The 10,420-nt window shown below is 45.4% G+C and carries 11 protein-coding genes; 2 read left to right on the top strand and 9 right to left on the bottom strand.

Translation table 11 applies throughout. The features are described 5' to 3' along the window. From kdsB to A3735_RS10365, 7 genes are all read right to left on the bottom strand, one after another. On the bottom strand, window positions 1-738 hold a 738-nt coding region (kdsB, locus tag A3735_RS10395; RefSeq protein WP_068638021.1), incomplete at its 3' end, for a 3-deoxy-manno-octulosonate cytidylyltransferase. Window positions 739-764: 26 nt separating this feature from the next. Next, window positions 765-950, bottom strand: a complete 186-nt coding sequence (locus tag A3735_RS10390) for a Trm112 family protein (protein WP_068516292.1) — start codon at window positions 948-950, stop codon at window positions 765-767. Continuing rightward, entirely contained in the window at window positions 943-1,995 is a 1,053-nt protein-coding gene (lpxK, locus tag A3735_RS10385; protein WP_068516289.1) for a tetraacyldisaccharide 4'-kinase, read from the bottom strand. Before lpxK ends, A3735_RS10390 begins: the two co-directional genes overlap by 8 nt. After that, complete coding sequence (gene msbA, locus A3735_RS10380; protein ID WP_068516286.1) at window positions 1,988-3,757, bottom strand: lipid A export permease/ATP-binding protein MsbA; 1,770 nt, start codon at window positions 3,755-3,757, stop codon at window positions 1,988-1,990. The genes lpxK and msbA overlap by 8 nt, the downstream gene beginning before the upstream one ends. 35 nt (window positions 3,758-3,792) lie before the next feature. After that, window positions 3,793-4,212 (bottom strand): biopolymer transporter ExbD, encoded by a 420-nt coding sequence (locus A3735_RS10375; RefSeq protein WP_068508176.1) that lies wholly within the window; start codon window positions 4,210-4,212, stop codon window positions 3,793-3,795. Further along, the gene (locus A3735_RS10370) at window positions 4,209-4,844 is read right to left on the bottom strand and encodes a MotA/TolQ/ExbB proton channel family protein (RefSeq protein WP_068508177.1); all 636 of its coding nucleotides are present in this window, start codon (window positions 4,842-4,844) and stop codon (window positions 4,209-4,211) included. Before A3735_RS10370 ends, A3735_RS10375 begins: the two co-directional genes overlap by 4 nt. Before the next feature lie 149 nt (window positions 4,845-4,993). Beyond that, window positions 4,994-7,279 carry a DNA internalization-related competence protein ComEC/Rec2 gene (locus tag A3735_RS10365; protein ID WP_068516283.1) on the bottom strand — a complete coding sequence of 762 codons (2,286 nt, stop codon included), beginning with the start codon at window positions 7,277-7,279 and terminating at the stop codon, window positions 4,994-4,996. Between the two features lie 38 nt (window positions 7,280-7,317). Here A3735_RS10365 and A3735_RS10360 point away from each other — a divergent pair, with 38 nt between their 5' ends. Further along, window positions 7,318-7,857: a DUF2062 domain-containing protein gene (locus tag A3735_RS10360; protein ID WP_068509714.1), complete on the top strand. Its 540-nt coding sequence runs from the start codon at window positions 7,318-7,320 to the stop codon at window positions 7,855-7,857. On the opposite strand, the gene A3735_RS10355 is transcribed toward A3735_RS10360, so the two are convergent. Together A3735_RS10355 and A3735_RS10350 are read right to left on the bottom strand one after the other, a co-directional pair. Continuing rightward, a complete protein-coding gene (locus tag A3735_RS10355; protein WP_068516280.1) occupies window positions 7,854-8,561 on the bottom strand; it encodes an ABC transporter ATP-binding protein in 708 nt (235 codons plus the stop codon). The two genes, A3735_RS10360 and A3735_RS10355, sit on opposite strands and share 4 nt — an antisense overlap. Beyond that, window positions 8,554-9,795 (bottom strand): lipoprotein-releasing ABC transporter permease subunit, encoded by a 1,242-nt coding sequence (locus A3735_RS10350; RefSeq protein ID WP_068516277.1) that lies wholly within the window; start codon window positions 9,793-9,795, stop codon window positions 8,554-8,556. Before A3735_RS10350 ends, A3735_RS10355 begins: the two co-directional genes overlap by 8 nt. 171 nt (window positions 9,796-9,966) lie before the next feature. Here A3735_RS10350 and A3735_RS10345 point away from each other — a divergent pair. Further along, window positions 9,967-10,420: PilZ domain-containing protein (locus A3735_RS10345; protein WP_068638019.1), on the top strand; the 454-nt coding region annotated here is incomplete at its 3' end.

The raw sequence follows: 10,420 nt of genomic DNA, 5'->3' as shown, positions 1-10,420 counted from the left end.
TTGCAGATCTGTTTCAGTATCGACCCCTGGAGGAGGGCTCTCCAAAGCTTGTTCGACATGAATGCTAACACCGTTAGATAAGGCTCTCAATTGCTCTAAACTTTCAAGCTTTTCAGTCATACTCGGCGGCCAATTCACATAAGCATTCAAGAAACCCACTCGGTAGGCATAGATACCGATATGGCGGTAATAGCTAGCGCCATCAGGTATCGCCGTTAAGGCCTTAGGATCTGAAAACTGATCACGACACCATGGTATCGGGGCACGACTAAAATAATTTGCCATACCATTGAGATCAAACACCACTTTTACTGCATTCGGATTAAAAACATCTTCTACTTTGACTATCGACTCACACAAAGTTGCAATGCCGGCACCTGGGGCTAATGACAAGTTCTTAGCAACCTGATTAATCACCTTTGGCGGAATAAGCGGTTCATCACCTTGAACATTGACAACAATATCATCATCTGCCAAAGCAAGTTTGGCAACTACTTCCTGCAGCCTGTCTGTTCCCGAAGGGTGCTCAGCAGAAGTCATCACAACCTTGGAACCAAAGCCCAAAGCGACCTTTTCAATACGCTCATCATCTGTCGCAATAACAACTTCTTCGGCATCTGATAAGCAAGCTTGCTCATAAACCCGCTGAATCATCGGCTTTCCGGCAATATCCAACAGAGGTTTACCCGGCAAACGGGTAGAGGCATAGCGAGCAGGTATAATGACCTTAAAAGACATACGTCCCTCCTTTTCTGTGTGTGTGCTTATTTACCCAGTTTCTCATCAGTTGTAAGAGTCCGCGCTTCAGTCTCAAGCATCACTGGAATGTCATCCTGTATTGGGAACGCCAAAGCATCTACTCGACAGATCAGTTCCTGTTTTTCCTGGTCATATTGCAACTCCCCCTTACAACAAGGGCAAGCCAAAACCGAAAGTAGTTTTTTATCCACGAGAATTTCCTTCTATTTTTTCAATAATCAAATCGGCCAAGTTAGCACTCAGCTCAGCTTCTACAGGCAAGTACCAGGCATCTGACAAACCTAAAGAACGACATTTGACAGCATCTTTCTCCGTCATAATGATCGGAAGCGTTTCCGAAAAGCCAAAATCATCGATAGAGTAAGCATGATGATCTTCGAAGGCATGACGCATAACAATCATACCACTGCGCTCAAGCACCTCAAAGAAGCGTTCCGGGTTGCCAATGGCAGCAACAGCATTTACCGGCTGACCCGACAATTTATCCAAAGCTAAGGCTTGATTGAGACCATCCTGACCGGGATCAGCCTTCAACGGCAGTAAGTTGCCTGGTCGTAAATCCATTCGAATGTAAGGCTCTGATGAATTCACGCCAGGTAAATCATCAGCACCGTTGATCACCTGAAAGTCCAGCTTCTTCATTCGAGACTGGCTTTCACGCAAAGGCCCCATCGGAAGTAAATATCCATTACCCAAGGCTCTTTGACCATCGTAAACACAAACTTCCACATCACGCTGTAGCGCATTGTGTTGCAAGCCATCATCACTTATAACAACATTACAACCTTGAGCTTCCAGTGCCTGAACTGAGAGCTTTCTATTAGGACTAACAAATACCGGACAATCAAGCGCTTGCTTTAGCATGAGTGGCTCATCACCCACCTCTTCAGGCAAGCTATCGGCTAACACTTCTCGACACTCTGTAGATGGAATTGATGCACCGTACCCTCTGCTGACGATACCAGGCTGATAGCCTCTTTCCTGAAGCGCTTGCACCAAGTATGCAACCAATGGTGACTTTCCAGTCCCGCCGAGCGTAATATTGCCAACCACTATAATGGGTAAACTGGAACGATATGAGGTCTTAAAACCTAAGCGGTATAGCCATGCCCGTATGACCAAAATAAGCATATAGATAAGTGACAGTGGTGCCAGCAGGTATAGCCAAGCAGCACCTTGGTACCAAGCATCGGTTATGCTCGTTGAAGCAGCACGTTGCTGATCCTGACTAGGCATCGTCCGCCAGGTTCATATTGTAAAGTTTGGCGTACTCACCATTTGCAGCCAGAAGTGATTGATGTGTTCCCTGCTCGATTACACGACCTTGGTCCATCACTACAATTTTATCTGCATTTTCTACAGTCGATAGGCGATGCGCGATCACAATTGTTGTACGTCCCTCCATCAATACCTCCAACTCACCTTGAATAGCTTTTTCTGACTCTGTATCCAGGGCTGAGGTCGCCTCATCGAGAATCAACACTGGCGCATCTTTCAGCAAGGCTCGTGCAATAGCGATACGTTGACGCTGCCCACCGGACAACGAGACACCGTTATCGCCAAGCTCTGTATCAAAGCCCAGGTCTTTATCCTCAATAAACGCTAATGCATTAGACTTTCTCGCAGCCTCTTGTACATCCTCGATCGAAGCACCTTCCAAGCCTCCATAGGCAATATTCTTGGTAAAGGTATCGTTGAACAAGGTCACCTGCTGAGTAACCAATGAAATCTGATCTCTAAGAGAACGCAAGGTATAGTCTTCGACTGGCACACCGTCTAAGGTAATGCTGCCAGATTGGGCTTCGTAAAAGCGTGGAATCAGGTTCGCCAGTGTCGACTTACCACTACCGGAGCGGCCGACCAAAGCAACGGTTTCACCAGGCTTGATCGATAAATCAATATTCTTCAGGATCGCTTTATTACTTCCTTCGTAAGCGAAGTTAAGATCACTAATCTCAATCGCACCTTGTACTCTGGCACTTTCGAAGCTTCCTTGATCTTTCTCAGGTTCGGCATCAATCACTGCAAACAAGTCCTTAGCGGCAGCCAAGCCTCGCTGAATCTTTTCATTTACCTGAGTTAACTGACGAATAGGTTTTGCCATGGTCGCTGCCGCGGCAATGATCACCACGAAGCTCCCGGCAGTCATATCGCCACGGACATCTGGAGCGAGCGCTAACCAAACCAAAACCGCGATCGCTAATGCGACTAGAGACTGAATAACCGGTGTACTGATAGCTTTAGTCATTTCAAGCTTCAAAGCTTGCTTTAAGTTATATTCACTAGCCTGATTAAAGCGGTTTGACTCATAGTTCTCCCCACCAAATATGCGCACCACTCGGTATCCCGATACGACCTCCGAGGTTACATGCGTGACATCACCCACTGATGCCATAATACGTTTACTTAACTTACGAAAGCGCTTACTCACATAACTTACTAAGGCACCAATCATTGGACCAATTGCCAAAAAGATTAAGGTCAATTTCCAGTTAGCATTGATCATCACAATAAAAAGGCCGATCACAGTCAAGCCCTCCCGTACAATCACCGTTATTGCATCAGTTGCAGCTGAAGAGACTTGTTGAACGTTGAAGGTAATTCGAGAAATCAAATGTCCCGATGCGTTTGAGTCAAAGTAGTAACTGGGCAGTTTCAAATACCGGTCAAACACTTGGGTGCGTAACCGGTGAACGATATTCTGCCCCACATAAGCTATGTAGTATCCACCCAAGAACCCCCCTATCCCGCGCATTGCAAACAAGGAAAAAATCAGCAAAGGCAGCATCAAGCGATTTTCTTCAGTGGGATTTTCAACGGTGGTAATGACCGTATCCAGAGCTTGAGCCATTAACGCACTCGCACCCGCATAGATAGCGTTACCAATAATACTAAGAATGAAAAAGAATTTTAGTGGCTTTATATAAACCAGCAGACGCTGATAGAGCGCCCAATTTGATTCATTTAATTCAGGAAGGGCTTCCGAATCTTTACTCATAGACTACCAACAAACAAAGGCTGCCAGACAGCAGCCTATTTTGATTTATTCCGCTGCGTTGTGATACTCAACTGCACAAAACCCAACTGCCCAGCAACATCCATCACTCTAACTACATATTCGTGAGAAGTTTTTGCATCAGCCGTAATAATAAACGGAATTTTAGTGTTACCTTCAGACAGTTTCTGAACGGCTTTTTTAAGCGTGTCTTCAGAGTTATTAACCAAGCTGCGATCATTTACCGCATACTCACCTTTGGCATTGATAATCACCTCAATCTCTTTTACAGCTGGCTTCGCCGGCTCTGCACTGGACTGCGGTAAATCAATTTCCAAATGACTCTCTTTGGTGAAGGTGGTAGACACCATGAAGAAAATCAATAACAAGAACACCACATCAATCAGTGGCGTTAAGTCTACTGATACCTCTTCACCGGACTGACGTTTAAAATTCAAGAGCTCTGTTCTCCATCACGTGAAGGTTCACGGTCACCATGGATAACTTCGACCAAGCGTAAAGACTCTTGCTCCATATCTACGACAATCTCATCTACACGGCGTAAGAAATAACGGTGGAAAATTAGAGCAGGAATAGCAACTGTCATACCCGCGGCAGTCGTTATCAATGCTTCAGAAATACCACCCGCTAGAGCAGCGGCATTACCGGCACCTTCTAGCTGCAACTGAGCAAAGACTTTAATCATACCAATAACGGTACCCAACAAGCCCAACAAAGGCGTAATCACAGCAATCGTTCCAAGTGCCGTTAAAAAGCGTTCCATTTCATGCACCACATGACTGGCTTCTTCCTGAATGCTCTCTTTCATGATCTCTCGACCATGACGAGCATTTGCCAAACCAGCTGCAAGAACTCGACCTAGCGGTGCAGCTTCTTTTAACTCTTTCAACTTACGCGAGTTAAGTTCTTTCTTTTTGATAGCAGCCCACAAGTCCTGAACCAAAACCTTTGGTGCCAATCGGCTGACCCGCAAAGTCCAGAAACGCTCAATAATGATTGCCAGCGCCAATACCGAACAAAGCAGCAAAGGAAACATGATTATGCCGCCCGGCTTCAATAAATCTAACACGCAGAAGTCTCCCCAAGTAATTTTCGAACCGCTGTGACCAGCAAAGGTACCCGACTAAATACCAAGCCTAATACTGACGAACAGCAGCTTCTATCATCGCTTATTTTAGTGCCGATACTTTAGCATACTTAGAGATTTAGAAAAGCCCGTTAGTTTTTATTTACACTATCTTCATGTACTGACCAAAAAGTCTCTCGCTCGATGCGTGCCACCGCTACATTTATAGCCTCTCCACCTAACAAAAACCTTAGAGCGCCATGCGAAGCAGTCGATAATACTTCCACTCCCATCAACCTGGATCTTTCCAATACATCTGCATGGGGATGACCAAATCGATTCATATAAGCGGCCGAAATTACCAGAATCTTAGGCTGAACATTTTTTAACAAGGCAATGGATGTCGCATTTGCAGAACCATGGTGACCTGCGATGAGAACGTCAGCCTTCAATGAATCTCGATAGCGCTCTACTAAGTGCATTTCAGCCTCTCCTTCCAAGTCCCCCATGAGCAGAAAACTCTGACCCCGATAGGTAAAACGAAGCACGCAAGAGCGATTATTTGAAGACGCCCCAAATTCTGCCCCAGCCGCAAAAGGGTAAAGAACCTCCAGGCGCCCCCCCGTATACTCCCAAGACATTCCAGCGGCGCAAGGTTTTTCGTTCATTAAGCCCGATACACGACCCGGCTCGCCAGACCACAAGTGCGTAGGCTGCAAATATTCCTCAACGCGCGCAGCTCCGCCCGCATGATCCGCGTCACCATGACTCACTATCAACCCACTAATATTCAGCAACAACTCTTGTTCACGGAAATAGGGGAAAACTGCACTTTCAACCAGAGAATAGCTTCCCAAGGCTAACCCGGTATCATAGAGCCAGTACTGACCGCCCCAGATCAATGCGATAGCCAAACCCTGCCCCGCATCGAAAACCAAGACCTCGGACTTCGGCTCCTTTAGCACTGAAGGCGTGTAGAGCACCAATAACAATACCGCCAGAAACACTGCCCGAAGCAGATAATTGCGAATAAAGAAAACAAAGCTCAAGAATAAAACCGCATAAGGAATTAATAAGACATTGCTTGCCCCAAAAGAAAACTCAGCTAAAAGACCAATTAAAGATGACAAATACTGAACCAGTAACTCTAAACCAGCATCAGAACAGCTCATCAAGATCTCACCAACTGGCCGACTCAAAAACGAGATACCTAAAGCAACTAAAGATACAGGCAAAACAAACAACGAAACCCAAGGAACGGCAAACATATTTCCTAATAAGCTCGCCAGCCCCTGAACATTGCCGATCAGGGCATTAATAGGAGCGAGGCCGACAATCAAAACCAACTGCAGCAACAACAGTGAACGCCAGCTTGCATCCATATTTAGTGCAAACCGTGACAACAATATAAGCAAAGCCACACAAATAAATGAATACCAAAAGCCAATATTCATGGGCGATAGGGGGTCGAATAAAAGTACCATAAACATTGCGGCACAATAAATCGCCAAATAGTCTCTGCGCCACCGCCCTGATAAAAGCACCAGAGCCAACACAGACATTACCCAAGCCCTGATGGCAGATTCACTCCCGCCAACCATAATGACGTAAGCAAGGCCGAAAAAAGCAACGACTGGCACTCGAAAAGCAGACCAGACCAAGAGCTTATAGAGAAAAAACATCACCAGCCCCACATGCAGGCCCGAGATAGCAAGCAAATGCTGTGTTCCTGTGTACTGCAGAACTCGTGAGTCTCCAGGACTAATTTGCCCCCGATCTCCCAGGATCAGGGCCCTAAGTAGACCTTTATGTTCTTTATCTAGGAGTAAGTTATTGAGATAGTCACCTAAACTCATACGGTATGAATTCAGGCTAGAACGAACTCGGTCCGCCAATGTGAACCCAGCCTCATCTTCAGCACTTTCGAGCACCTCCACAATTCGTCCAATTGCCGAAATTTTTTTATAAAACAGGTACTGTTCGAAAGAGCTGCCGACAAAATTCAAGCTTGCTCGCGGAGGCTTCAAAACAACACTCAACTTGTAGTAGCGCTTCTTTAAATCGAGATTAAGGGTATGAGAAAATGAGAGCCTTACTTTTTTACCCAATATTTTTCCATTATTGTCTGATGCTTCAAGCACACAAAAATCAGCCTTTGAATACAAGTGATAATCCACCGGCACAGAACAAACATAAGCCTCAATAGTTTGACTCCCACTATCGAGAGATCTATCAAGACGCGCTTCCAAGTATTCAGCAATCAGAATGTGAGTAAACAGAAGACCAAGCAAGCAGCTTAAGAGCGGCAAAAATAGACGTGTCTTAACCAAGCCCAAGCAACAAATTGAAAACAAAATATAAATAAAGGCGGGTAACAATTCCCCATAACAATAGAGTATGATAGGGCCCACACAAAATGCGGCCATCAAATAGAACATAAACTCATCCTTGAGCCTGACTACGAAGTGAACTTTTTATGCCAAAAGATCTGATAAAAAAATATCTTCCAGATCCCGACGCAATTCGTGAAAACAAATCCCTTAAGTTCTTGGGACCTCTAGTTCACCAGCCTAACTTATGGCATTTAAACCGCCATTCAGTCACTAAGGCTTTTGCCATTGGCTTATTTTGGGCATGTATCCCTATGCCCTTTCAAATGGTTGCTGCGGCACTGTGTGCGTTGCGTTTCAACGCAAACCTACCGGTTTCCCTGGCCTTAGTGTGGATTAGCAACCCACTTACTATGCCACCTATTTTCTATGCAGAATACTTATTAGGCGCCTGGATTCTTGATATTCCCGCTTCACCTTTCGAGTATGAGCTTTCATTCGAGTGGTTAAAAGACAAACTATATGAAGTCGGTATTCCTATGTATTTTGGCTCTCTCGTAGCCGGCTGCGTACTTGGCGTCACAGGTTATTTCGGCATAGACGCCATTTGGAAACGCGCAACCCTTAGAAAGTGGCACCACCGAGTCGCTGCCAGAAAAGCGAGAAAAGATAACAAGTCCGTTTAAACTGAAGCCTGCTCTGCAGCACTCCAGGGCTTCAACACACCTTCTTCCATGATTAATACTCTGTCCATCTTGTGCGCTAATTGCGTATCATGCGTTACGACAACGAAGCCTGTATCCAGCTCACGCTGCAAGGTCAGCATCACATCTTGGATCTTTCGTGCTGTGGTTTCATCCAAATTTCCCGTCGGCTCATCCATCAATACGCACTTTGGCTGATTGACCAGCGCACGAGCAATGGCAACTCGCTGACGCTCTCCTCCCGACAACTCAGAAGGCTTATGTTTAGCCCGTGCTGACAAGCCCACTAAGTCAAGCAATTCAAGCGCTCGCGCTTCTGCCAAACGCCGTTTCTGGCCAGCAATGAATAAAGGCATAGCAATATTCTCTACCGCCGTAAACTCCGCTAACAAGTGATGAAACTGATAAACAAAGCCCAGATTCTGATTTCTCAACTCTGTTAGGCGCGCCTCTGAGCACTGACTCAAGTCGCTACCACAAAGCCTTACAAGACCTTCGCTCGCTTTATCCAAACCACCCAATATATTCAACAAAGTCGTTTTACCAGAGCCGGAAGCGCCCAATACGCTGACCGACTCCCCCTTGCTAAGGGTGAAGTCTAAATTCTGAAAAATCGAAATTGGCGCAACAGCATCATCATAGTTTTTTGAGATGCCTTTCGCCTCAATAATTACGCCATCATTCATAACGCAAAGCCTCCGCGGGTTGAACTTTGGAAGCCCGCCAAGCCGGGTAAAGTGTTGCTAACAAACTCATAATCAATGCTGTCCCGGAAATAACCAGCACATCATCAAGTAAAAGTTGAGAAGGTAAGTCACTAATAAAATAGACATCCGGGTTGAGAAACTGCATCTTCAGAAGACTCTCTATTCCCTGAATAATATCGCTGACATTCAAAGCGAGTAGCACGCCTAATACGGTGCCGACCAGGGTTCCTACGATCCCGATATAAGCACCTTGCACAACAAATATCCCCATAATCGCCTTGGGGCTCGCCCCCATGGTGCGGAGGATCGCTATGTCAGCTTTCTTATCCGTCACAACCATCACTAAAGTAGAGATAATATTAAAGGCGGCAACCGCAACAATAACCATCAACAATAGGCCAATCATAGTCTTTTCCATGCGAATTGCCTGAAACAGGTTTCCGTGGGTTCTGGTCCAGTCTACGCTATAAAAACCTTCATCCAGGTTCATCGCTATCTGGCGAGCAATATAGGGTGCATCAAACAGGTCATGCATTTTTAAGCGCAAGCCGTGCACTGAACCTTTGATACGTAACATTTTTGCCGCGTCATCCATATGAATCATGGTCAGCGAAGCATCCAGGTCGGCTCCTACACTGAAAATACCTTTTACAACAAAACGCTTTAACCTTGGAAACACACCTGCAGGCGTTAAGGAAGCTTCGGGTAAAACGACAGTGACTTTATCCCCGACATCAACGCGCAATTGCCGGGATAGTATTTCACCGATAATCATGCCGAACTCACCTGATTTCAAATCCTCAAGAGAACCTCGAATCATATGCTCACTGATAATCGAGACCGATGTTTCTTCTTCAGGTAAAACGCCATTCAGCTGAACACCGTGAACTGCACCGTTACGCGTCACCATTCCTTGAGCATTTATAAACGGCGCGGCAGCAAGCACTTTCTCATTTTCAAGTACAGAATCCTGAAGTGTTTGCCAGTCTCGCATATCACTATAAGGTTTAATCACTGCGTGCGGCACCATACCCAAGATTCTTTGCTGTAATTCACGATCAAAACCGTTCATAACAGAGAGCACAGTAATAAGTAGAGCCACACCAATTATCAAGCCCACCATCGACGTTAGCGAGATAAATGAAATGAAGTGGTTTTTGCGCTTCGCCGATGTATAACGAAGGCCAATTAAGACAGGATAGAATTTAAACATGGCGCGATTAAACCACAGCCCCCCTAAGCAAACAACACCTTGTTTGTCAGTTCCTTTGCGCGGCATTCACAAAAGCCGCAAATCAATTCAGCGAAGCGAGCATTTCTTTGCTTTAATTAAAGCTATATATCTTTTTAAACCTCTATTTGTTGAAGCAAGCTGTCCCGACTTATGAATGACGATATTGAAACCATTACCGAACTCGCCAATCGACGACAATATTTTCGCGTTGAAAATAAAGCGTCCGTTGACATTGTTCCCAGAGCTGACAATCAAACTGCAGCGGAATGTTTTGAACTAAGCCCCGAGTTTGGTCTGATCTCTGAGTTTCAGCTATTGGATGTTGAATCAAAGCATCTACTCCGAACGCTGACAGATAAAGATAAAAACCTGGGGCAGTTTTTAAAAGTAATGAACAAGAAACTCGACGCCTTATCGAGAGTGCTGGCAATGAACAACCAGCAAAACTCAAATGACAACATTCAAACTGTTAACTTGAGTGAAGGAGGCTTGGCACTTAAGAGTGAGTCGGAATATACCAAAGGGCAAAGCGTCGCAATCAAGCTTATTTTACTACCCAGCTATAGCGGCTTAATACTTGAAGGCGATGTACTTTCATGTCGAG

Source organism: Oleiphilus sp. HI0061 (assembly GCF_001635675.1).
Note: the sequence above shows the minus strand (reverse complement) of the source record. Positions and strands in the feature narration are given on the sequence as shown.